Source organism: Leptospira yasudae, from assembly GCF_003545925.1.
In the GTDB taxonomy this organism is placed as follows: Bacteria; Spirochaetota; Leptospiria; order Leptospirales; family Leptospiraceae; genus Leptospira; species Leptospira yasudae.
In genome coordinates, this window is record NZ_QHCU01000006.1 from 16,538 (window position 1) to 40,656 (window position 24,119).

A 24,119-nucleotide genomic window follows, 5' to 3' on the forward strand; every position below is an offset into this window, starting at 1 on the left:
TTTCTTTCGAACGGAATTTCGCATCCGGAACAAATTGGGTTGTATTATAGATTTGTCAAAGACTTTCGAAATTTGTTCATTCATCGGGAGAATTTAGATTTCATAGACGATAGAAATGCAAATTCTTCCCCTCGACCGGAATCCGAATTCTCCGTAAAAAACGCAAAAAAGAAATCCTCTTTTTCCGGCTTTTAAACGGCTCCTAAAAAGAATTTATTGCCTGAAAAAACGGATTTGCGGGACTCGTAAAATTCATTATACTGAATGATTAAATTCGTGACTCGCGTATCGGGTGTTTTCCAAATTGGTGAGAATAGACCGAGAAAAAAAGGATACCATTGTGGCTAGCGATCCGACCCAAACAGAAGAATCCAAAGGGAAGTCTTTCCCTGAAAAATTGAGAAGACGTTTCGCGCTTCTCATCGATATAAAAAACCTTTTTTATCTGGGAATCCGAGCCAAACTCGCGCTGTTTACCGGCGCCTTGATCGCTTTGACCGTTATGATTCTTTCCGCGATCGACGTTCATCAGCAAACCGAAATTCTTACGCAAAGTTACGAAAAAGAAGCCGCAATTTCCAGACATTACATCGGAAGCCTTGTTCTCGAACTGGAAAACATCTCCAGCAGTTTGATTCGTGTGGAATCCTTCCGGGAACGGGTCAAACGTCAAAGTCAGGCGTTGCGTAAATACAGAACCAAAGTCGTCACGCAACAGGCGAAGGAAGTCAGTTTTTTCGGATTCAAGACCAAACTCTTCGGAGTTTTGGGTAAAGAGAAAAAGTCTTCGATCAAGGACACGTATTATTCCGTATATCTTTCCAAAACCGATATCGAAGAACTCGAAAAGAGAACCAAATCGCTGTTAAAGGATCCGAACGGTCTTGCGGTTTCGGACGCGGTGTATACCAAACTCAAAAACATGGCGCATCAGATCGCCGTTTTGGAAGCGGATCTGAACGAACAAAAACAAAGATGGGACGAACTGCATTCTCAGGAGAAAACCACCGAGCGTGAAAAACAGGATCTAGAACACGGAATGGACAATCTCAAAAACGGGATCGAAAAAACGAGATCGCATCTGGATCATTCCATCTTAGAGATCGCGCTTCCCAAACAACATAGAAAGATCGAAGAACTCGGTTTGAACATGTCGCAATATCGGATTCAAACCTTCCCCGTGATTTCCAATCAGATCAAGGAGAATCTCACTCCTTCCTTCGATACGAAGATCTTCAAGCCGGACGTTTCGATCAACTCGAACATCTTTCTGCACGATATCGATACGAACTTAAAGGATTCGATCGCGAAAATTCTTTCCTTGGATTTTACGCAGGATACGGATCAGAACTCGTATACGATCGGAGAGATGGAATTGCAGACCTTGTATTCTCCGATTTTTAGAAATCAAAATTCCACCGAAAGAGCGACCCGTCTTCGGGAAGCATTGCCCGACTTCGCGGTGCGTTATCTGCAACAGGACGCGGCTTTCGCGGCGCAGATCCGGGATCTCGTAACTCCTTTGAGAAAAAGAATTCAGGAACTGAAGGAGAAGAAGCCGCCGATTCCTCCGTTTAAGGACAAATCGTTCAACGATCTCTATGCACGTTATGCGAAACTGATTCAGGATCGAAACGCGGCGTTTGAAACGTTCCGCGACGAACATTCGGAAGATAAGAAGGACTTAGTGGAAACCGCTCAAAAACTCAAGGTGCTTAAAACCAAACATCCGGTTCCCACGACGAAATCCTATCCCATCCAAAGCGAAACCGACGTTCTGATCGACGCGTTAGGCGAGCTTAGAAACGCGGGTTTGGAGGATCTCATCGTTTTACGGTTTAGTCAAACCTCCGGGGATTATCAGGATTATCTCCGCAATCCGAAAGAACAAATTCTTTCCAAAGAACGATGGGAAGCGATTCGCGAATGGATTTATTCCGGTAAAAGCGAAACGCCGACTCCTCAGCTGAAAAAATTGGTTCCGCACGGAATCATCGCGAATTCGAGGGGAGAAGCGGAGGAAATTCTTTGGAACCTCGATTCTAAACCGCTTCTTGCCGATTCGGGCGACGAGGTAAGCTCTTTGATTCTTTCCGCAAATCTTTCCGGCATTTCCAGAACCCTCGTAGATCGGACCGAAGGATTGGAAATGATTCAGAAGAACAAAAATTCGACGATCGGAATGGCGATGCTTATCTGTTCCGCGGCGATCGTTCTTGCGATTTTGATTTCCGGTTTCGTCGTTCAAAAAATCAAACGAATCATCTTTCACGCTCGAGAAGTCGGTCAGGGGAACCTGGATGTTCAGTTCGAACAAGGCGGTAAGGACGAATTGGGAACCTTGACCGTGGCTTTGAACTCGATGGTGACCGGCCTGAAGGAACGCGAGAAGATCAAGAATATTCTCGGGACGATGATCGATCCGGTCGTAGTCAGCGAAGCGATGGTCGATCTCGCGGCTCTCAAACGAGGCAGCGAAAAACGAGTGACCGCTTTCTTTTCGGACGTAGCAGGTTTTTCGAATATTAGCGAAAAATTAACTTCCGTCGAATTAGCGTCTTTGTTAAACGAATATCTTTCCGCGATGACCCTGATCCTCAAAAAACACGAAGGCGTTTTGGATAAATACATCGGGGACGCGATCGTGGGAATCTTCAACGCGCCCGTGGAAGTGGACAAACACTGTCTCAAAGCGGCGCGCGCTTCGGTCGAGATGATCGAAACTTTGGAAGCTCTCAGGCAGGATTGGAAGGCAAAAAAGGCTTATATCCCCGAGGCGCAGGAGATGCAGATTCGAATCGGTCTTAACACGGGTCTTGCGAAAGTGGGCTTTATGGGAACGGATTCGATTTCGGCGTATACGATGATGGGAGACATGGTCAACCTTGCCGCGAGATTGGAAGCCGCAGGAAAGGACTACGGAGTCAGCATTCTCGTGAGCGAATCGGTGCAGCACGAAATCAAGGACGAGTTTTTTACGAGGCTGCTCGACGTGGTTCGGGTCAAAGGAAAGAATGAACCGGTCCGACTTTACGAATTGATCGGAAAACCGGATAACGTGTCCGAAAGACTCGAAGCGTCCGTGCTCGAATTTACGAAAGGATTCGAAGCGTATCTCAATCGGGAATGGTCTCTCGCACAGGAACTTTTGGAAAGTTCGCAGATCACAAGAGGAAGCAAGGATAAGGCCGCGGTTCTTCTCATCGATCGTTGCGAAGAATACAAACACAATCCGCCGGAAAAAACCTGGGACGGAGTTTATACGAGAACTCACAAATGAAGGAACGTTTCCGCGCCTAAAAAGACGGCCCCGCTGAAGAATATCCAAAAAATAGAATATTCTTTTTTACGAATTAAAAAGAATACGCCGAGCATCGTCCAAAACAGGGGCAACCAATTCGTTTGTAAGAGGGGATTCTGAAACCAGGATCCCAAAGTTGCTCCCGTCTTAAAAAGGATCGAATTCGCGAAAAAGACCGCCAAATAAAAGATTACTCCGCACACGCAGGCGGTAACATAACTCAATACGATCCGAAAGAATTCGGATTCCTTGGTTTTTTCGACAAGAGCCGCTCCGCCTAAGATCAAAAGAAACGATGGAAGAAACGTGTAATACGCGGTCAGCAAAAGTCCGAACACTCCCGCGCCGATCGTACCGAATCGATGCGCTCCTGCTAAAAATCCGATAAACGTCAATACCATCACCAAGGGTCCGGGCGTGCTTTCACCGAAGGCTAGTCCGTCTATCATTTCGTTTGTACGAATCCAACCCGCTTGTCTCGTCGCGAAATCCGCAACCGTGGGGAGAATCGCGTACGCACCGCCGAACGTCACAAAGGCGGTCTTCGTGAAAAATAGAATCAATTCTTTCCAAAACGCGAATTCGGTCTTAAGAAAGAATAGAATTCCGAGAAAGGGTAAGGCCCAAAGAATCAAGCCGACGCTTCCGGCTCGACTCAAGTTTTTTAGAATCTCCGAAGTATAAATTCGTTTATCGTCAAAGACCGTTTGTAAATAGATCCCCTCGGATGAAACGTTGGCTGCATCCGATAGATTCGATTGTTTGAATGTAATTTCTCCGCTCCGTGCGTCCTGCGAAACGTTCGATTTACTTTTTTCAAAATAGCATGCGGCCGCTCCCAAAACGCCCGCAAACAAAAGAAGAACCGGATACGATACGCCGAAAAACAAAATCGCGGCGGCCGTCAAAACGAAACAAAGTTTCTGACCGTTCGATTGCAAATTCTTCCGAACCATTTTCCCGAAGGTCAAAACGATGATCGCAAGGATCGCGGGTTTGATTCCGTTTAAAAACGAAATCGCGTAAGTAACGGAACCATACGTATAATAGAATATACTAATACAGATAAAAATCAAAATCGAAGGAAAAATAAACAAAAGACCCGCGGAAATTCCTCCTTTGGTTCCGTGCAGAATCCAACCGAGATACGTCGCGAGCTGCTGCGCTTCCGGACCGGGAAGCAACATGCAATAGTTGAGAGCGTGGGAGAATTTATCTTCCGAGATCCATTTCTTTTCTTCGACAAGGGTTTTGTGCATCAGACTGATTTGTCCGGCGGGACCGCCGAAACTCAACCAGCCGAGTCGAAACCAGAAACGAACGGCTTCTCCGAACGAAGGGATCAACCCGAAAGCCTTCCGATCTTAAAGAACAAGGGCCATTCTACGAGCCTGGTCGATACGTCGCCCCAAGCCTTGGCGATTTCCGTTTCCACAAGCAACACCGGATCGGATTCGTTTTTTTGAATGTATTTCTGAACGCTGGACCAAGTTCTCAAATAACCTAACACCTGTTCTACGGTCCATTCTTCCTGCATGCTGAAGGTAGGAGGGGAAATTTCCTCGAACGGGAACGGGATCGTTGCGTATTTTTCTTCCACGTATCTTCTTTCGGGAGGCCAATACGAACCCGCGATTTCGCCGTAGAGTTTACCTATGAGTGCGTCGATTTCCGGCGTGATCCGATGCAGTCCGTATCCCCAAATCGCGAGAACCCCGTTTTTTTTTCCGACGCGCGCGGCTTCTTTGTAAAACGGCTCGAAATCGAACCAGTGAAACGCCTGAGCGACCGTGATCAAATCTGCTTCATGATTTCCTAATGTGGATTCTTCCGCCTTGCAGACTCGATATTCCACGTTTTTGTGAGGTTCAGCGTTTGCGATCTGATTGGCGCTCGGATCCGTCGCGATCACCTTGTCGAAGACTTCTCCCAAGGAAACCGCGGCTTGTCCCGTTCCGGTCCCGCAATCCCAAACGGTCGTTCCGTTCGGTACGAGACTTTTGAGATAGACGAATAATTCTTTCGGATAACCGGGGCGGTATTCCGAGTAAGAGGAGGAATGGGAGGAAAAATGATCTCTGAAACTCATACTCCCATGCTTACAGAGATCATCTTCAAAACTCAAGTAGGAATTTAAAAACTTCCGTCCGGATGTTTTTTAAACTCTTTTTGATTGATAAAAAGATATTGATATTGAATCTGTTTTCCGTCCTTCGTTTTGGCCTGAACCATCAACGGAAGAAACGTAGATTTCCGCGCAAAATCGGGAATGCGCACCGTATAATCGGGAGCCTGACTTTCCGCGATCACGTTCTTGCTTTTGATCTTGATGCTTACGGAGTCGGGTTGAACTCCTTCCAGATGAATCTTAAATTCCTGACCGGTCTTTACCCAAGCTCCGTCCAAAATCGAAATCGAAATCTTAGGAGGAGGGGCCATGGTAAGAATCGAATTGAACGCCGATTGAGATTGTCCCCAAGGAACTAAGGAACGATGCACGTTGTAAACCGGAACTCCCGGAACGTTCTTTCCCGGATTTACGGTAAACGCCATTCTATAACCGATGGCCTTCGCTTCTTCGATGACTCTCGGATCGAAAAGACCGAACGGATACGCAAGGTCTACCACCTTTCTTCCGGTTTTCTTTTCCAAGATCTCCTTGGATTCCAAGAGTTGTTTGCGGATCAAGGTTCGGCTCATCGTAGGTAATTTAGGATGATATAATGTATGAGAACCCAAATCCAACACTCCGCTGTCGAGAGCGCCGTTGAGTTGTTCCCAGGTCATGTAATATTTCTTCCCCGAAGAAATGATGGAAGGATAAATAAAAACCGAAGCGGTAAATCCGTATTTCTTCAACAAAGGAACGAGAACTTCGAGATGCGTTCTGGAGCCGTCGTCGAAGGTAAGAAGAATCGGTTTGTCCGGAAAGTCCGAAGGTTTTTTTCCGTTGATATACGCATAGAACTGATCCAGACGAACGGTTTTATAACCCGCGGCCTTTAAGAACTTAAACTGTTCTTCCAAAAGATTCGGATGAAGGTTGTAACCTCCCATCGGACCGCCTTCCGCAGCCAAGTGATGATAACAAAGAACCGGAACTCCGCCGCCGGAAACCGATTCCACTCCTTGCGTGGAATAAGATGGAGTGGAAGGGGTATCGTCCTTAACGGTAGGAAGCGCGTCCTCGTATTTTTTCTTTTTGGAAGTCGAAGCGTTTTGTTCCTTCGATTTCTCTTCTTTCTTATTTTTTACTTTAGAATTCTTTGATTTTTTATGTGAAGTCTTGTCGTCCGCATCGGAATCGCCCGCTACCGTTTCGGCGGATTCCGTTTTTTCTTTCGGATTCTTTTTTGAAACGGTTTCGGGGACTGCATCATCGTTTGTGGCAGAAGCCGCGTTCGTCTTAGCGGGTGTTTCTTTTTTAGGAGAAGAAGCGGAAGTCTTTCTTTTTTTCTCCGGATTGAGGAAGTCGTCCACGGGAGACGCGATCAGAATCGAAGACGCCGTAAACGAAAGAACGGCGAAGATCAACAAGGAAGAGATTCGGGTTTGTGCTTTTTGAGAAATAAGAACCTGTCCCTTTGGGACAGAACCTTGCAGCTTAATTTTTTTGTTACGGTGACATTGCGTTTTGATAGGAGCTTTAATTTGTGTAGTTTGCATTCCGGAGTCCGGGTAAAGATTCTCCGGTTAGTGTTTTTCAAGCACCTTCCTCGGCAAGCGATTCCCGGAGAATTCTAATTACAGAATTTTAGATAGGACTTGGAGGCTTCTCCGTGACCGAGAGCCTCGGCTTTGTTCCAATCTTCGCATGCGTTTTGTCGATCCTTGATCGCCCAATGAGCCACGGCGCGGTTGTTCCATGCGTTTGCGTAATCCGATTTCAGACGAAGAGCCGTTGTAAAGTCCTGAATCGCGCCCGGGTAATCGGAAAGTTTGATCTTTGCAAACCCGCGGTTGTTGTAAGCGATCGCATAGTTTTCCTGGCGTTCTATGGCTTGCGTATAATCCGAAATCGCACCCGCTGCGTCGCCGGACTTGCTTTTGGCGATTCCTCTGTTATTGAGAGAAAAGGGATTGTTCGGATTTATATCCAAATCCCTGGAATAAAACTCGATCGCATCCAGAAATTCTCCGTTTTTGAGCTTGGAATTCCCCTGTTGAAACGGATTGGGAGTGATTTTTTGCGGAGGAAGCGGCTCCAGAGTTTTCTCCTGTTCGGATGAACAGGAAGAAAACTGGGTAATGCTGAGACAAAAAATAAAAATCGAACCGAGTTGGAGTCCAAGATTGAAAGGGAGCATCGGAAAACCTCCGTAAGGAGTTTATTTTCCTTCCTTCTCCTTGATCAATCTCTTTAAGACCGATTCGCTGTGAGAGCAGAGTTTCAGAATTCCGCCCTTAGCCGGTTTTTGTCTCTCGAGTTCGAGAAGCTGCGATGCAAATCGGAACTTTCTGCGAATATGATTTACCGCCGGGATGGAAGTTTTGAAACTTCTCGCCAACTCGTGATCGGTTAAACCTTTCGAGTTGAGGTCGAAGAACTTCGCAAGCTTATCCTTATCCCAAACGATCTTCTGATCGGTTCGGTAATAGTTGTGCTGTTCCAGACGTTTGCTGTTGCGTTCGTACGAACCTTGGTTCCTCTTCTTTCTCCAGAAGGGGTGTCGGTTTCTTGCATACTTGATGTCATCGATCGTGTAACCGGTAGATGTTAACCATTCCGAAGTGATGCTGGATTTTTTAGGCCCAGTCAGTTTCGATTTAATCGATAACTCGATGTACTGCTCCGGTGTCGATGCTGCTAATAGTTTCCGTTTTTCTTTTTCGTAGATTTCCATATTGTTTTACGCTCATTTATCCTATTCGGAGAATTTCGATTCTCCGAATTCAGGAACTATTCTTATCATAATATGGTTAACTTGAAAACATTTTTATGAAACGAAAAAGAATTTCTCGAATGTATTTGTAATCGTTGCAAGTACATCCGATGTAATTCAATACTTACCAGCGAAAGTTACCCTCTTTTATAAATCCGAAGCCGATCGGATCACTTGAAACTCCCGGACATACAACTGCGGCTTTTCCCGTTAAACGAAAAGAAGAACTCCGTTTAGTAACCGCGTTTGCTATCGAAGTGGAAACGGACTTCAAAGGAAAGCTTGTGCGAATCGTAAGAATCGATTCCTTACCGTTGTTGGTGATATTCACCGGAGAACCCGTTAAGAACTTATCGTTTTCCAGAAAGAGTTCGAAGTTCAGATCCTGAAAGCGAAGATCGGAAGCCGCTTTGTTATTCAATACGAGATCGAACTCGGTATCGATGGAAATATCCAAGGCTTCCAACCCTGCGTTCAAAGCGGAGCCGGGAGACTTCTTCGCTTTAGGAGAAAGAAGAGCGTCCAAAAATGAAACGGCCTTCTTAGCCAGCTCCGCGCTATTTGCAGATTCCGTAATCTTTGCAACGTCCGGTTTGATGATCTTAAAGTTTTTGATTTCGATGTTCGGAAGAACGGCTGGGATCAATCGTTCGTCTTGAAACGGAAACTTCAACGCGTCCGTCCCGGCTAATGCGGCATATTTGGAAGGAATCGGAAGAGACGCTTCCCCTTCCACCCGGACCAGAAGTTCTTTTTTACCGGGAACTTTTTTATACAAGGCGGCGAGGTCCGCGTATTTCAACTTCACTTCGATCGGAAGATTTTTTTTGGAAGAACCTTGGATGGAATCGAGGGCAAGTTTCACCTTACTGAACTGCGTTCCTTCGATCTTAACATCCAACTCGAGACCGGAAGAGGGAAGAGAAATCGGATACGGGTTTCGAACTTCGGATTGAATGACGAGTTTGATGTCTTCCAAAGTGATTTCCGCGATTTCCACCTTTTCAAAGGAGATTTCGGGAGTTTTGATCTTGCCTTTCAAGGTCTGCAATTCCGCACAACCTGCGAGAATCGGTAAAAGAAAGAAGAACAGGAGAAGGGTTATTTTTGATTTCAAGGAATCCTCCAAATTTGTAATACTGATATAGGGAAGCGGAACCGAATTGGAAACAAAGATTTTCAAAAGAGAGAATCGCAAATTCGGAAAAATGCTTTAGAATCGCATTCTATGCAGGAAAACAAGGATCTACGAAATACTCTCAAAACGCCCGTACAAGCCGTTCTGGTGGATTTGGACGGGGTATTGCATACGGGCAATGTTCTCCTTCCCGGAGCCAAGGACGCGGTTTCTTATCTGCAAACGAATCGGATTCCGCATTTATTTCTCACGAACACGACGACGAAATCGAGAAAGGCTCTCGCTTCTTTCTTACAACGGCTCGGACTTCCCATCGAGGAGGAAAGAATCCTCAACGCGCCGAGTGCGGCTCGGGAATACGTCCGAGAAACAGGAAATCCAAAAACCTTTTTCGTTATGAACGAAGGTGCGCGGAACGATCTGGAAGGAATTCCTCATGAAACGAAACATCCCGAAGCCGTTTTGATCGGAGACATCGGGAAAGAATGGAGTTATGCGGTTCTCAACGATCTCTTTCAAAAGGTGAAGCATGGTGCGCGCTTGATCGCGCTTCACAAAGGAAAGTATTGGCAAACGGAAGAAGGGTTGCAGTTGGATATAGGAGCGTTCGTGGCGGGACTGGAATACGCAACCGGAGTAAAAGCGGAGATCATCGGAAAACCTTCACCCGCTTTTTTCAACGCGGCGCTGAAGATTCTTTCCGCGGAAGCGTCCTCCACGATTCTCATCGGAGACGATCTCGATTCGGACGTGGGCGGAGCGCAAGCCTGCGGAATCGGGGGAATTCTCGTTCAGACCGGGAAGTATAGAAATGGAATATTACAAAATTCAAACATACGACCCGATGGAGTTTGGGAAAATATCGGTTCTTTGATCCCTTTTTTCCAAAATCAAGCCTGGGAACGTTCCAAATATGAGTGAATGCTCGGATAAGAACGCGTAACGTATGGGTACAACCGAACGTTTCTTAGATTTGTTCGTTTAACGAATGCTAAATCGACTTTGTTTTGAAATTCGTTTAAATCGATTCTAAATTTTAAAAAATTCTAACGTAAGTTGCGGTTACGCGGCATCGAGTTGCAGCCGCAACTTTGACGAACCGAGCTGCTCTGAAACAAACGAGGTCATACAAGTTGTTCCAAACCGATCGCTTCCAAAAATTTGGCCGGACGTTTTGAGTTTAAGTTGAGAATCACCCAATCCGTACTTGCGTTACAGGAAAGAGCTTGATTCCTACCGCAGATGATTCTCTGCTCAAACACCGCGCGGGTAGGAGACTTTAGAAACAGATCCGATTCGATCGTGATCGTTTCGGGATATGCGATTTCCCGTTTGAACTCAAGTTGAATCGAAAGAATGATCGGACCGAACCCTTCGTCACGCAGCTTCTCCATTGAAAAACCCCAATCGCGCATGGCTCTCATGCGTGCTTCGTCCAAATATCCTTGGAAGTTTTTATTGTTCACGTGATTGTTCGGATCGAGTTCGTCCCAACGAACGACGATTTGAGTTTCATGACCTTTTTTGATCAGCGAAGAAGTTTCCGATTTCATAGTTCCTTTCCTAAAATGAGATTTCGATGAACGCTTAAGAAGTTTTCGAGATACGATTCATCTCCTGTGGCTCTTGCCAAAAGCATCGCTCCTCTCCAGGACGCTTCCACGGTTCGAATCAACAGGAGAATCTTGTCCGCGGTCGAATCGTCCGCGGGAACTTGCAAAGAATTGAGGATCGCGTTTGCGATCGCATCCAAAGAACGGCCGAGTTCCTTTCTCAGTTCCGGCTTTTTTTCGGAAGAATGTTGGGATAAGACGCTGATCAAACAGGAAAGCCCGTCCTTTAAGAATTGCTTTTCGAGCTTCACTTTTTCTTCGTAAAAGGAGAAGAGGGCGGATCTTCCGTGTCCCGCCTTTTGCAGGGCTTGATCGTTCCAAGAGATCGCGTTTCGCGTATAATCTTCCAAGGCTTCGATCAAAAATCGATCCTTGGAAGGGAAGTAATTGTAAAAGGAACCCTTGGGGATTTCCGCTTCGTCTGCGATTTCTTGGATTCCGATTCCATCCGGACCGTTTTGTCGGATGAGTCGAATTCCGGCTTCGAGGATCGTCTTTCGTTTGGCTACGGAGTCTTCGGCGGAGAGTTTCATACGGTTTCTGTTGTGTTTCGATTTGTATATTTAAAGCGACTGGTCATATTTAATGCAAATGAAATTTCAAACTTGGATCGAAAATTCGAAATGAGGGGATTGCGAGACCCGAACCGTGATTTCCGGGTTTGCTATCAATTTTCCGACCAGAAGGATTCGTTCGTTTTTCCAATTTTGTGGGAACTCATACAAATCTTAGAAAGAACGAGTGAATTACCGTTCCAACCCATGTGGAACTACCACAAAAATTCAATGTATAAACTAAGAATTGATCGAATTCTATCTTTGTCTCTTCGGTAAATGTTCGATTTTAGTTCGGAACTTTGTAGGAGCTCATACAATTTTCGAGAAAAGGCCTACTTTGTCCCTCAAATCGTGTGGGAACTCCTGCAAATTCAAAATTTACAGAAAAACCTTCTTAGAAATCCCAACTTTCCTCCTAAAAATTATGTCACTTTTATTCGCAAAGAATTCTAGCCCAACCTCATAAAAAGTCTTGCAGATATCAAGATATCTTGATATCCCCTCCTAAATGGAGACTTTAGAAGCCAGAGTTTATTCGGGAACCAGCCCGAAACAGATTCTCTCCGCGCTCAAAGCGCTCTCGGACGAAACGAGAGTTCGAATTCTCCATATTCTATCTCTATCCCCTTTGAACGTACAAGAAATCACGGAAGTTTTGAGAATGGGTCAGTCACGCGTCTCCCGACATCTCAAAATTTTAACCGACGCGGGCTTTCTGATTCCGGAGCGGGAAGGTTCTTGGGTTTATTACCGGATTCCGGAAGAAAAGAAAGAACCCGATTTCGCTTCGGAAGTCACCGAACTTCTTCTTTCGCATAAGGACGATCTTCCGTTTCGAACTCCGGACCAACTTCAGATTTCGGAAATCCTTTCCAGAAGAGATCAGAAAAACACATTCTATTTTAATAATGTAGCTCAGGATTGGGAATCCATTCAGAAGGATGTACTCGATCCCGCCTTGTATCGCAAAAAAATTCTTTCCTATCTGCCGAATTCGTCTTCCGTGATCTACGATCTAGGTTGCGGACCGGGCGGTTTGATTCCGTATCTTCTTACCAAATCCGATCAAGTGATCGGGGTGGATTCTTCCCCGAAAATGGTGGAAGAGGCGCAAGTCGCATTCGCCGGAAATTCTCACGTATCCCTGATTCATTCTCAACTGGAGAATGTGGCTTCTTCCGCGACTCGATCCGCGGATGCGGTGGTCGCTTCGATGGTGCTTCATCACCTTTCCAATCCTCCGGCGGTTATTCGTGAAATTTATAAAATTCTAAAGCCCGGCGGCGTGTTCTGTCTTGTGGATTTGAAAAAACACAATCAGGAATTCATGCGGGATAATTTTTCCGATCTTTGGCTGGGCTTCGATTATTCTCTTCTTCAGGATTGGCTGGAACTTTCGGGTTTCACCATTACGGCTCACGAAGAATTCGATACCGGTAACGTTTTCAAAATTTTGATCATTCAAGCAACGAAAAAGGAGGACTAGAATGTCCGCAACAACACAGGAAAAAGGCTTAAGCTATAAAGTAAAAGATCTCTCCCAGGCAGAGTGGGGAAGACAAGAGATCATTCTGGCCGAAAAAGAAATGCCGGGTCTTATGGCTTTAAGACAAGAATACAAAGGTAAAAAACCTTTGGCGGGTGCGAGAATCGCTGGATCTCTTCACATGACGATTCAGACCGCGGTTCTGATCGAAACCCTGACGGAATTGGGAGCGGAGGTTCGCTGGTCTTCTTGCAATATCTTCTCCACCCAAGATCACGCTGCGGCTGCGATCGCAAAAGCGGGAATTCCCGTTTTCGCATGGAAAGGTGAAACGGAAGAAGAATACTGGTGGTGTATCGAGCAGACCATCTTCTTCGGAGAAAAAGGACCGAACATGATCCTCGACGACGGGGGAGATCTTACCGCTTACATCCACGAGAAATATCCTCAATTGTTAAGCGAAATCCGCGGTATCTCCGAAGAGACCACTACGGGCGTTAAGAGTCTTTACAAACTCCTCAAAAAAGGAGAATTGAAAGTTCCTGCGTTCAACGTAAACGATTCCGTCACTAAGTCCAAGTTCGACAACCTCTACGGATGCCGCGAGTCTCTCGCAGACGGTATCAAAAGAGCGACCGACGTTATGCTCGCCGGAAAAGTGGCTCTCGTTTGCGGTTTCGGAGACGTTGGTAAAGGATCCGCCGCTTCTCTTCGCAACTTCGGTTCCAGAGTGATCGTAACCGAAATCGATCCGATCTGCGCTTTGCAAGCTTCTATGGAAGGATATCAAGTTCTTCGCGTGGAAGACATCATAGAACAAGTGGATATCGTGGTAACCGCAACCGGAAACGACGACATCATCACTCTCGAACACATGAAAGCGATGAAAGACGGAGCGATTCTCTGTAACATCGGACACTTCGACACGGAAATCCAAATGTCCAGATTGAACGGAGAAAAAGGCGTAACCAAAAAGGAAATCAAACCTCAGGTTGATAAATACACTTTCCCGGACGGTAAATCCATCATCGTTCTCGCGGAAGGACGTCTTGTAAACCTCGGTTGTGCAACCGGTCACCCTTCTTTCGTGATGTCTTGTTCTTTCACGAATCAGGTATTGGCTCAGATCGAACTTTACAACAACAAATACGAGTTGGGAGTCTACACTCTTCCGAAACATTTGGACGAGAAAGTCGCCGCTCTTCACCTCGAGCAGTTGGGAGTTCGTTTAACAAAACTGAACCAAAAACAAGCCGACTATTTGGGAGTTCCGGTCGACGGACCTTTCAAACCGGAGCATTACAGATACTAAGCCGACGTTCGACGCGAAAATCCCGGGTTTACCGACCCGGGTTTTCGTATCGGAAGAATCGGTCTTTCCGAATAAAATGGCCTATGTAGTCGCGGAACCCTGCAGGCATTGTAAATACACATACTGTGCCGCTGTTTGTCCGGTGGAGGCCTTTCGGGAAGGAAGCGATTGTCTTTACATCGATCCTTCCGTCTGCATCGATTGCAACAAATGCAGACCGGAATGTCCTGTGGAAGCGATCTACCCTGACTACGAAGTTCCTTCCGTGTGGCACGGATGGATTGCGGAGAATGCGGTACGATCGAAACATTCTCCCGTGATTTTGGATGTGAAAGTTCCTTTGAAAAAAGAGGGATGTATCAATCCGGAATATTAGAATTTTACGATATATTATTATTTAGAATTATCAAAGAAGCTTGCTCATGACTTATAAAGTTCAGAACTACACGAATCCTTCCTCCAAGGAACTGCTTTCCCTTCTCGAAAAACAAATTCTCGTCATCGACGGCGCGATGGGGACGATGATCCAAAGATTCTCCCTTCAAGAAGACGACTTTCGCGGAGAAATTCTCAAAAATCACGCTCATCCTCTCAAAGGAAATAACGAATTACTTTGTTTGACAAGACCGGACGTGATCGAAGCGATCCACTTGAAGTTTTTGGAAGCGGGCGCGAACATTCTAGAAACGAACACGTTCAGTTCGAATCAAATCTCGCAAGGGGATTATAAAACGGAATTTTTGGTCGCTGACTTGAATAAGGCCGCGGTCGTTTGCGCGCGTAATGCGATCGCGAAATTTCAAAAGACGAATCCGAATCAACCTTGTTTCTTAGCCGGGGCGATCGGACCGACGACAAAGACCGCGACGCTTTCTCCGGATGTGAACAATCCCGCATTTCGCGCAGTGACCTTCGACGATCTCGTCGCAACGTTTTACGAACAAGTGCGCGCGCTTGTGGAAGCGGGAGTCGACCTTCTCCTTCCCGAAACGAACATCGACACTCTCAACTTGAAAGCCGCGATCTTTGCGATCGAACAAGTATTCGAAGATTTGCAAGTTCGAATTCCGGTTTGTTTGTCCGTTACGATCACGGACGCTTCGGGTAGAACCCTTTCCGGTCAAACGGTGGAGGCTTTCTACAATTCCATCGCACATTGCAATCCTCTTTCGGTCGGAATCAATTGTGCGCTCGGCGCCGACGAAATGCGTCCTTATATCGAAGAACTCGCGAGAGTTTCTTCCTGTTACATCAGCTGTTATCCGAACGCGGGATTGCCGAACGCATTCGGCGGTTACGATCAAACTCCGGAAGAATTCGGAAAATACATTCAAGAATTTGCAAGTTCCGGCTGGCTGAACATCGCGGGAGGCTGTTGCGGAACGACTCCCGAACATATCGGAGCGGCCGCGAAAGCGGTGCACGGAAAGAAGCCGAGAATTCTTCCGCAGATTCCCGAGGTCACCCGGTTGTCCGGTCTCGAACCGTTGAACATCACTCCGGACAAGGGATTTTTACTCGTAGGCGAAAGAACGAACGTAACCGGATCTCCGAAATTCAAGAAACTCATCATCGAAGGAAACTTCGAAGAGGCGGTTTCCGTCGCGTTACAACAGGTGGAAGCCGGCGCGAACATCATCGACATCAACTTCGACGAAGCTTTGTTAGACGGAGAGGCGTCGATGAGACATTTCTTGAACCTCATCGCGGGCGAACCGGACATCGCAAAAGTTCCGTTCATGATCGATTCTTCCAAGTGGAGCGTACTCGAAGAAGGTCTGAAGTGTATTCAAGGAAAGCCGATCGTAAACTCGATCTCCCTCAAAGAAGGAGAGGAGAAATTCCTGGAATACGCGCGAAAGATCCGGAGATACGGAGCTTCGGCGATCGTGATGGCCTTCGACGAACAAGGACAGGCGGCGACCAAAGACGATAAGGTCCGCATCTGCAAACGCGCCTATGACCTTCTCGTGACAAAGGCGAACTTTAGTCCGACCGACATCATCTTCGATCCGAACATTCTTACAGTCGCAACGGGAATCGAGGAACACAACAACTACGCGATGGATTTTATCGAAGCCGTTCGCGAGATCAAAAAAGTCTGCCCGGGCGCAAAAGTATCGGGCGGTTTATCCAACGTGTCCTTTTCGTTCCGCGGAAACAATCCCGTACGGGAAGCGATGCACTCCGTATTCTTGTATTATGCGATCCAAGCGGGAATGGACATGGCGATCGTAAACGCGGGGATGCTCGCGGTCTACGAAGAGATCCCGAAAGATCTATTGGAATATGTGGAAGACGTAATCTTAAATAGAAGACCGGACGCGACCGAACGTCTCGTAGAGTTTGCGGAAAGCATCAAAGCCGGAGGCGCAGACAAGTCCGAGAAAAAAGAAGAGGCTTGGAGAGAAGGGACCTCCGTAGAGGAACGACTTTCCCACGCACTCGTCAAAGGAATCGTGGAATACATCGATCAGGATACGGAAGAAGCGCGCGTGAAATACGGACGTCCGTTAACCGTCATCGAAGGTCCGTTGATGGACGGGATGAAGATCGTGGGCGAATTGTTCGGTGCCGGAAAAATGTTCCTTCCTCAAGTCGTAAAAAGCGCGCGTGTGATGAAAAAGTCCGTTGCTTATCTGCTTCCTTTTATGGAAGAGGAAAAGAACCAATCGTCGGAAGCGGTAGCCCGCCCTAAATTTTTGATCGCTACGGTCAAAGGAGACGTTCACGATATCGGTAAGAACATCGTCGGCGTAGTTCTTGCCTGCAACAACTACGAAGTGATCGACTTGGGAGTGATGGTTCCTTCCGATAAGATCCTCGAAGAGGCAAAGAAGCATAACGTAAGCATCATCGGTCTTTCGGGACTGATCACTCCGTCTCTCGACGAGATGGTTCACGTAGCGTCCGAAATGAAACGTACCGGATTCGAAGTTCCTCTCTTGATCGGAGGCGCGACCACAAGTTCCGCGCATACCGCCGTCAAGATCGCGCCCGCATACGATCAGCCGGTCGTTCACGTTGTGGACGCTTCCCGAGTCGTGAACGTGGTCAATCAGCTTCTTCATCCGGATTTGAACGAAGCCTATACGCAAAAAGTAAAAGAAGATCAAAAAGCGGCACGGGAGAATTACTTCAACACCAGAGCCGAAAGAAAGTTGATTTCTTTGGAACAAGCCAGAGAGAATCGCGATCCGATCGATTGGGCGACGACTCCGATCGACAAACCCGCGTTCACAGGAGTTCGCGTCTTCGACGAAGAAGTTTCTTTGGAAACGTTGATCCCTTTTATCGACTGGACTCCTTTCTTTACCGCGTGGGAACTCAAGGGAAGATACCCCGCGATTTTGGAAAGCGAAACGACCGGAAAACAAGCGAGAGAACTTTTCGCGGACGCTCAAAAACTCATGAAGAAGATCGTGGACGGAAAACTCTTTAAAACCAAGGGAGTGATCGGAATCTTTCCCGCAAACGCGGTCGGAGACGATATCGAAGTCTACGAAGACGAAAAACGTTCCAAACTTCTCACCGTATTCCATACTCTGCGTCAACAGATTCAGAAAGAGGACGCAACGGAACCTAACTACTGTTTGGCGGACTACGTCGCTCCGAAAGAGTCTGGAAGAATCGACTATATCGGAGGATTTGCGGTGACCGCCGGACACGGGGTCGAGGAATTCGCGAAAGATTTCGAAAACCATCAGGACGACTACAACTCGATCATGGCGAAGGCGTTAGGCGATCGTTTCGCGGAAGCGTTCGCGGAATACATGCACTATAAAGTCCGGAAAGAATACTGGGGATACGATAAGGACGAGAATCTTTCTCCGGAGGATTTGATCCGCGAGCGATACAGAGGGATTCGTCCCGCGGCGGGATACCCCGCTTCTCCCGATCATACCGAAAAACGGGTTCTGTTCGATTTATTACAAGCGGAGAAGAACACGGGAATCACGCTTACGGAACATTTCGCGATGTGGCCTGCAAGTTCTGTGAGCGGATTGTATTTCGCGCATCCTCAGTCCAAGTATTTTGCGGTCGCAAAGATCAATCGCGATCAGATCGAGGAATACGCGGAAAGAAAAGGAATGAGAGTGGAAGAGGTGGAACGTTGGCTCGCGCCGAACCTCGCGTACGATCCGCTTGCAATTTCCGTGGCGAAGTAGGAATCTTAGAAAAGGATCCGATTTTTTTCGTCTAACTAGAAGCTATGAAACCGGCGGTCCCCAATCATTCTTCGGTACACAATCACGGTCCCGTTTATTCGGAGACTCGAAACGCGTCCGAAGAATTCTCCTTTCACCCCACGCTGATTTCATGGCTGAAAGAACCGCTCGGCCTTACGGGAAACGAAATTCTTAAGTTAACCGAAATCGGATGCACCGATCATTCTTGCCCGGTAATCGAAACTTGTTTAGAGATTTTTTCGAACAAACAGAATACGGCGCCGGAACGTATGATTCGTTTTGGAAGGGCCAAACATCTGATCAGCAAGATGGATCTTGCGTTCTCCCTCAAAAAACAGGGAATTATCGAATAAGTTCTATTTCTCGCGGCGCTAAGCGAATCGATTCAAGTTGGCGATGGGAAAATGGTGCGCGATTTTAGACGGAAGGATTCGTCTGCGGTTATTTAGGTGAAGTTTCGGAAAAGCTGTATTTGATTCCCAAAATTCCCTGCACATCCTGCATCCACTGATGTTGTTCTCCCGCGAGCTGTGCCGCGGTGGGAACGGGAACGCGCACCATTCCTTCCAAACTTAAGTTTCTGGAAGAAAAGGAAATCCCCGGATTCAAATAATATTCATACGATTTCAAACCGCGCATGTTGTTGCTTCCCGGATCGCCTGTTCCACCGTAACCGAGGTTGCGGTCCTGAAAGCGTTTGATGCTGGAGAATTGAAGGAAGAAGTTCATCTTGGAACTTTCTCCGATTTCGGGAAATACGGAATAATTGAATGCGATCGTGGACTTGGCGGATTCCAACACGGCAAGTCCGGCTTGGTTTCCGATCATTCTCGCGTTAAAATCCATCTCCAAGCCCGCATGACGTTTCATATACAAAAACATCACACCCGAGCTGCTTCCGTTTTGAAGCGGATTGGAACCGAACGTCTGTAAACCGAAACCTTGCATCTGGTTTCTGGAATCGGTGATTCGATCCATCGTTCTTTTTTCGGAGAAGGCGCCGGATACGAGTTTTCCGGTTCTGGAAGAAGTTTCGTTTACGAAAACCGTTTCGGATACGGGTAAGAATTGAACGCTGCCGTGCGGAACAACGGAAAATAAAAACGGCTGAAACATTCCCGAAAAGGAAAGACCCGGAGTTACGATGAACGTCGGAGCGGGGGATTTTTTTTCGGGTGCGGTGTCGTATTCCGGTCCGAGTTTGAGTTCCATCGGGTCCTTGTAGGGAATAGCGACCACCTGCAGATATTTTTGACGATTGAGATCGAAATCACGGGAAAGGTGGTAGGGTGAAAACGGGCTGAAGGTCGGATCTTCCACCGAAAAAACGGAAACTCCGAACAGAAACAAAAATAAGGAAAGAATAAAGGATCTCTTTTTGTTCATAAACCGTTCTGTCTGTAAGACTATAGAAATAGAACAGAACTGTCAGTAGAAAATTGCAAAATGAGATGATTTTTCCCGGAATTCCCGGAATATCTGCGCGAGGAAACATGGATACACGAATCAAAAATTTCGGCGAATGTAAAATTCCTAGTCCCGCGGATTATGAATACTATACTAGCGATTCTTCCAGGCTTTTATTCAGAACGGTGTTTCAATCCGAGGAAGATTGGAATTCCTACATACAAAGCGGTCCCGATTTTTTCGAACAAGCCGGTCCTCGGGAAAAAATATTTTTCCAACCCAAGGAAGTGACGGCGGGAATCGTAACCTGCGGCGGACTTTGTCCCGGAATCAACGACGTTATCCGGGGGATCGTGATGGAACTTTACTATCGTTACGGCGTTTCGCGCATCCTCGGTTTTCAGTACGGGTATCAAGGACTCGTCAAAAAATATTCCCATAAACCGATCGAACTCACTCCGGAGAAGGTGGCGCATATCGTGGAAGAAGGCGGTTCCATGCTCGCTTCTTCCCGTGGGAATCAATCCGCGGTGGATATGGTGGATTATCTGAGTTTGTACGGAGTCAAGATGCTCTTTTGTATCGGCGGGGACGGAACCCTGCGCGGCGCCCGGGAAATCGTGGACGAGATCGCCAAACGCGGAGAAGAAATCTCCGTGATCGGAATTCCGAAAACCATCGACAACGACATCAACTACGTCCAAAAGACCTTCGGTTTTTCCACCGCGTTTTCCAAGGCGATGGAAGCGGTGGAATGCGCGCACGTGGAAGCGAAAGGCGCACCGAACGGAATCGGTCTTGTCAAGTTGATGGGACGACATTCCGGATTCATCGCGGTCAACGCGGCTCTTGCGTCCCGGAACGTAAACTACTGTCTGATTCCCGAAGTGAACTTCGATCTTTTTGGAAACGGGGCGTTCCTGGACGACCTCAAAAAAAGAATCCTAAAAAAAGGACACGCGGTCATCATCGCGGCGGAAGGAGCCGGTCAAAAATTTTTCGACGTCACCGGCGAACGAGATCCTTCCGGCAACTTAAAGCTGAAAGACATCGGATTGTTTCTGAAGGACACGATGGGGGAATTTTTCAAAAAGGAGAATATCCCCGTGAACATCAAATACATCGATCCGAGTTATATCATACGATCGATTCCGGCTAACGCGGAAGATTCGGTGTTCTGCGGCTTTCTCGCCCAGAACGCGGTTCACGCGGCGATGGCTGGCAAAACGGATATGGTCGTGGGAATGTGGAACAACGTATTTACGCACCTTCCCATCGCGGTCGCGATTCAAGAACGAAAGGTTTTACAACCGGATAAGAGTACTCTTTGGAGATCTCTTTTGGCTTCGACCGGACAACCGGCTCACTTGGAAGCGAAGTGAGATTTACGGAAGACGGACCATAAAGAGAGTGTAGTCGTCGTGCGGATCGGCTTCTCCGCGGAACGCGTCGGTCGTATCGATGATGAGTTCCTTCAAAGCGCTGAGAGGCATTTCTCCGTTTCGTTCGATGAGCTTGGTCAGATTTTCCAAACCGTACATCTCGTTCGATTCGTTCATCGCCTCGCTCACTCCGTCCGTATAAAGAATCAAAAGATCTCCGGGAGAATAATCGATTTCGTGTTCGTCGATTTCGGATTCCTTGATCCCGAGAGGCATTCCTTTTCCGGAAAGACTCGTGACCTTCTTTTCTTTGGCCTTGTAAAGAAGCTGTTCGTTGTGACCCGCGCTCGAATAACGGATTCTTCGTTTCGCCATATTGATCCGAGCGAGCATAACGGTGACGAACATAAAATAACCGGACTTTTCTTGGATGATCCGATTCGCGCTCATCAAACTGATGCTCGTCGAAGAATTTCGGGAAACTTCTCCGGCGATAATCGTCTTGGAGAATTCCATAAAGAGCGCCGCGGCGATTCCCTTTCCGGAAACGTCCGCAATCAACACGCTTACCTCGTCCGGGTTGTGATAGATGAGATCGTAAAAGTCTCCGCCGATTTCTTTGGACGCGATGTAACTCGTTTCGAGTTCGAGTCCTTGGATCTTTTTCGGAATGTTCGGTAAAGAATTCACCTGAATCTGAGAAGCGATCTGCATATCTCTTCGGATCGAATTGAGTTTTTCTTTTTGATCCTTGGAAAGAAGAGAATTGTACGCTTCCGCGATCTGATTCGAGATCGTACTCAAAACGTTTTGATCCGCGTTGTTGAAACTGTTCCCCGATTTTTTATCCGCGGAGTTTAGAATTCCGATGATCTTTCCGTCTTGTCGGATCGGAACGGAGATAAAGGATTTCGTTTTGTATCGTTCGGGACGAACCCATTCTTCCATGAAGCCGGAAGTGTTTTGAACGAGAATCGGGGCCCCGGTTTCGATGATATGTTTGATCACTCCTTCCTTTTCGTTGATGAAGTGTTCTTCATCTTCGAGACTGAAGCCGATGCTTTTTTTGAGTTCGTATTTTCCGGTTTTCGGATTGAAGAAGATCAATGAAACGCGTTCCGCTCCCATCACTTCCGAAATCGAGTTTACTGTGAGATTGAGAAACTGATCCATCGCCTCGATGTTCGAAATCGCCTGGCTGAGTTGAAATAGGCAGTCCAATTCGTTCGCGCGGCTTTTGAGATCGCGGATGAGTCTTCGATTCCGAATCGCAATCGCCGCGAGATCCGAAAGATATTGCAGAACCTTAATGTCCTTATTCGTGAATTCTTCTCTTCCGAGAGAATTGACGGCTTCCAAAACCCCTTGGATTTCACCCTGCGTACTCATCGGAACGCAGATGAGGTTGTTGGTCACGAATCCTACGGTTTCGTCGATGTTTCTATAAATGCGGGGATCGTTGGCGGCGTCGTTGACGATGACCGGCTCGAGGGTTTCCAAAACCATACCGGCGATTCCTTTGCCGCGGGGAACCTTGAGTTCGGTCAAAGATTCTCCCTTGGTTCCCTTGGCGACGTTGAACACGAGACAATCCTCGTCGCGGTCATAGAGAAGAAGGGAACATCCTTCCGTGTTGAGAACGTCCTTTGTGGTTTCTATGATGATGCCGAGAAGTTCTTCCAGGTCGTCGGTCGAGTTGATTCTCGCCGTAATATCGGAAATTAGGGATAAGGATAGTTGCCTTTCACTCATAAAGGGGGTTAACGGACCGTTCTAAAAGAAGAATTCAATCATTGGACACAAGAAAGTATTCTCTGTCAAGGAGTTTCGATAACAATCGACGCTCGGAAATTTTTCAAAAAAACGAACCTAACCAAAAGGTTTATTTTTCTGAAGGGCGGATTTTTATTCGATCAACGAACCGATTCCTTGATCCGTAAAAATTTCGATCAGGATCGAATGAGGAACTCTTCCGTCAATAATATGCGTTCTTCGCACGCCTTGGTCGATCGCGGTAAGACAACATTCCACCTTTGGAATCATTCCGCCGGAAATTTCTCCCTTTCGAATATAATCCTTTACTTTGCCTCGATTGAGACCGGTGGCCAATTTTCCGTCGATGAGAATTCCTTCGGTGTCCGTAAGAAGAATCAACTTCTCCGCTTTGAGAGCGCCCGCGATTTCTCCCGCAAACGTATCCGCGTTGATGTTTAGACTGTCTCCTTCGGCGGATTCTGCGACCGGAGAAATGACCGGAATGAATCCTTCCTTCTGGAGGTTGTGAAGAATTTCCGGATTTACGGATTCGATTTTTCCGACGAGGCCCACATCGAAGAGTTCTTTTTCCTTTCCTTCGAGTTCGATCTCGATGGGAGTTTTGACCGCCTTCGCGAGATTGCCGTCCTTGCCGGAAATTCCCACGGCCTTTCCGCCTTGCGCGTTGATCATGGAGACGATCTGTTTATTCACCTTTCCGGTGAGAACCATTTCGACGACGTCCATCGTCTGCGCGTCGGTGACCCGATGTCCGTGAACGAACTCGGTAGGAATCTTAAGATTTTCCAAGAGACGGTTGATTTCGGGTCCGCCTCCGTGAACGATTACGGGATGAATTCCCACGTATTTTAAAAGAACGATGTCCTTTGCGAAAGATTCTTTCAAATCGGCCTTTGCCATTGCGGCCCCGCCGTATTTGATCACGACCGTCTTGCCCGCGTATTTGGTGATATAAGGGAGGGCTTCGAGGATATGATTGACTCTTTCCAAAAGTTTTTCCATGAGAAACAAAAGATTCCTTGTGCCGCTCTCTGTCATCCAGAAATACAGAATAGAAGAAACCAACGGAGTTAG

Annotated in this window: 19 protein-coding genes; 8 read left to right on the plus strand and 11 right to left on the minus strand. The window is 47.0% G+C overall.

The features are described 5' to 3' along the window. Positions 1–397 precede the first annotated feature (397 nt). Positions 398–3,280 (plus strand): adenylate/guanylate cyclase domain-containing protein, encoded by a 2,883-nt coding sequence (locus DLM76_RS16440; protein WP_429946432.1) that lies wholly within the window; start codon positions 398–400, stop codon positions 3,278–3,280. Here the strand turns inward: DLM76_RS16440 and chrA are convergent. The 6 genes from chrA to DLM76_RS16470 all read right to left on the minus strand — a co-directional run bounded on the left by chrA (position 3,271) and on the right by DLM76_RS16470 (position 9,301). Beyond that, entirely contained in the window at positions 3,271–4,647 is a 1,377-nt protein-coding gene (chrA, locus tag DLM76_RS16445) for a chromate efflux transporter (protein ID WP_118965867.1), read from the minus strand. The genes DLM76_RS16440 and chrA overlap by 10 nt on opposite strands. After that, positions 4,644–5,390, minus strand: a complete 747-nt coding sequence (locus tag DLM76_RS16450; RefSeq protein ID WP_118965868.1) for a class I SAM-dependent methyltransferase — start codon at positions 5,388–5,390, stop codon at positions 4,644–4,646. The genes chrA and DLM76_RS16450 overlap by 4 nt, the downstream gene beginning before the upstream one ends. A gap of 44 nt (positions 5,391–5,434) precedes the next feature. After that, positions 5,435–6,847, minus strand: coding sequence for a polysaccharide deacetylase family protein (locus tag DLM76_RS16455; RefSeq protein WP_118957261.1), 1,413 nt, complete (start codon positions 6,845–6,847; stop codon positions 5,435–5,437). Between the two features lie 194 nt (positions 6,848–7,041). Beyond that, positions 7,042–7,608 carry a tetratricopeptide repeat protein gene (locus tag DLM76_RS16460; RefSeq protein WP_118965870.1) on the minus strand — a complete coding sequence of 189 codons (567 nt, stop codon included), beginning with the start codon at positions 7,606–7,608 and terminating at the stop codon, positions 7,042–7,044. A 21-nt stretch (positions 7,609–7,629) separates the two neighbouring features. Then, complete coding sequence (locus tag DLM76_RS16465) at positions 7,630–8,145, minus strand: LB099 family protein (RefSeq protein ID WP_118957181.1); 516 nt, start codon at positions 8,143–8,145, stop codon at positions 7,630–7,632. A 163-nt stretch (positions 8,146–8,308) separates the two neighbouring features. Further along, the gene (locus tag DLM76_RS16470) at positions 8,309–9,301 is read right to left on the minus strand and encodes an LEA/WHy family protein (protein WP_241548274.1); all 993 of its coding nucleotides are present in this window, start codon (positions 9,299–9,301) and stop codon (positions 8,309–8,311) included. Positions 9,302–9,412: 111 nt separating this feature from the next. On the opposite strand from DLM76_RS16470, the gene DLM76_RS16475 reads away from it, so the two are divergent. Beyond that, entirely contained in the window at positions 9,413–10,243 is an 831-nt protein-coding gene (locus DLM76_RS16475; RefSeq protein WP_118965871.1) for a TIGR01458 family HAD-type hydrolase, read from the plus strand. A 203-nt stretch (positions 10,244–10,446) separates the two neighbouring features. On the opposite strand, the gene DLM76_RS16480 is transcribed toward DLM76_RS16475, so the two are convergent. Together DLM76_RS16480 and DLM76_RS16485 are read right to left on the minus strand one after the other, a co-directional pair. After that, positions 10,447–10,875 carry an acyl-CoA thioesterase gene (locus DLM76_RS16480; RefSeq protein ID WP_118965872.1) on the minus strand — a complete coding sequence of 143 codons (429 nt, stop codon included), beginning with the start codon at positions 10,873–10,875 and terminating at the stop codon, positions 10,447–10,449. Then, the gene (locus tag DLM76_RS16485; RefSeq protein WP_118965873.1) at positions 10,872–11,468 is read right to left on the minus strand and encodes a TetR/AcrR family transcriptional regulator; all 597 of its coding nucleotides are present in this window, start codon (positions 11,466–11,468) and stop codon (positions 10,872–10,874) included. Before DLM76_RS16485 ends, DLM76_RS16480 begins: the two co-directional genes overlap by 4 nt. Before the next feature lie 532 nt (positions 11,469–12,000). Here DLM76_RS16485 and DLM76_RS16490 point away from each other — a divergent pair. From DLM76_RS16490 to DLM76_RS16510, 5 genes are all read left to right on the plus strand, one after another. Then, entirely contained in the window at positions 12,001–12,978 is a 978-nt protein-coding gene (locus DLM76_RS16490) for an ArsR/SmtB family transcription factor (RefSeq protein WP_118965874.1), read from the plus strand. Position 12,979: 1 nt separating this feature from the next. Beyond that, positions 12,980–14,290 (plus strand): adenosylhomocysteinase, encoded by a 1,311-nt coding sequence (gene ahcY, locus DLM76_RS16495; RefSeq protein ID WP_118957176.1) that lies wholly within the window; start codon positions 12,980–12,982, stop codon positions 14,288–14,290. A 76-nt stretch (positions 14,291–14,366) separates the two neighbouring features. Next, entirely contained in the window at positions 14,367–14,666 is a 300-nt protein-coding gene (locus tag DLM76_RS16500; protein WP_118965875.1) for a ferredoxin family protein, read from the plus strand. A 46-nt stretch (positions 14,667–14,712) separates the two neighbouring features. Next, the gene (gene metH, locus DLM76_RS16505; RefSeq protein WP_118965876.1) at positions 14,713–18,459 is read left to right on the plus strand and encodes a methionine synthase; all 3,747 of its coding nucleotides are present in this window, start codon (positions 14,713–14,715) and stop codon (positions 18,457–18,459) included. A gap of 44 nt (positions 18,460–18,503) precedes the next feature. Then, positions 18,504–18,833, plus strand: a complete 330-nt coding sequence (locus DLM76_RS16510) for a hypothetical protein (RefSeq protein ID WP_118965877.1) — start codon at positions 18,504–18,506, stop codon at positions 18,831–18,833. An 88-nt stretch (positions 18,834–18,921) separates the two neighbouring features. Here the strand turns inward: DLM76_RS16510 and DLM76_RS16515 are convergent, their stop codons facing one another. Further along, positions 18,922–19,866: an LIC_20087 family outer membrane protein gene (locus tag DLM76_RS16515; RefSeq protein WP_118957172.1), complete on the minus strand. Its 945-nt coding sequence runs from the start codon at positions 19,864–19,866 to the stop codon at positions 18,922–18,924. Positions 19,867–19,973: 107 nt separating this feature from the next. Here DLM76_RS16515 and DLM76_RS16520 point away from each other — a divergent pair, with 107 nt between their 5' ends. Then, positions 19,974–21,269 carry an ATP-dependent 6-phosphofructokinase gene (locus tag DLM76_RS16520; RefSeq protein ID WP_118957259.1) on the plus strand — a complete coding sequence of 432 codons (1,296 nt, stop codon included), beginning with the start codon at positions 19,974–19,976 and terminating at the stop codon, positions 21,267–21,269. 3 nt (positions 21,270–21,272) lie between these two features. On the opposite strand, the gene DLM76_RS16525 is transcribed toward DLM76_RS16520, so the two are convergent. Beyond that, positions 21,273–23,021, minus strand: coding sequence for a GAF domain-containing SpoIIE family protein phosphatase (locus DLM76_RS16525; protein ID WP_118957171.1), 1,749 nt, complete (start codon positions 23,019–23,021; stop codon positions 21,273–21,275). A gap of 153 nt (positions 23,022–23,174) precedes the next feature. Continuing rightward, positions 23,175–24,047, minus strand: a complete 873-nt coding sequence (argB, locus tag DLM76_RS16530) for an acetylglutamate kinase (RefSeq protein ID WP_118965878.1) — start codon at positions 24,045–24,047, stop codon at positions 23,175–23,177. Positions 24,048–24,119: the final 72 nt, after the last annotated feature.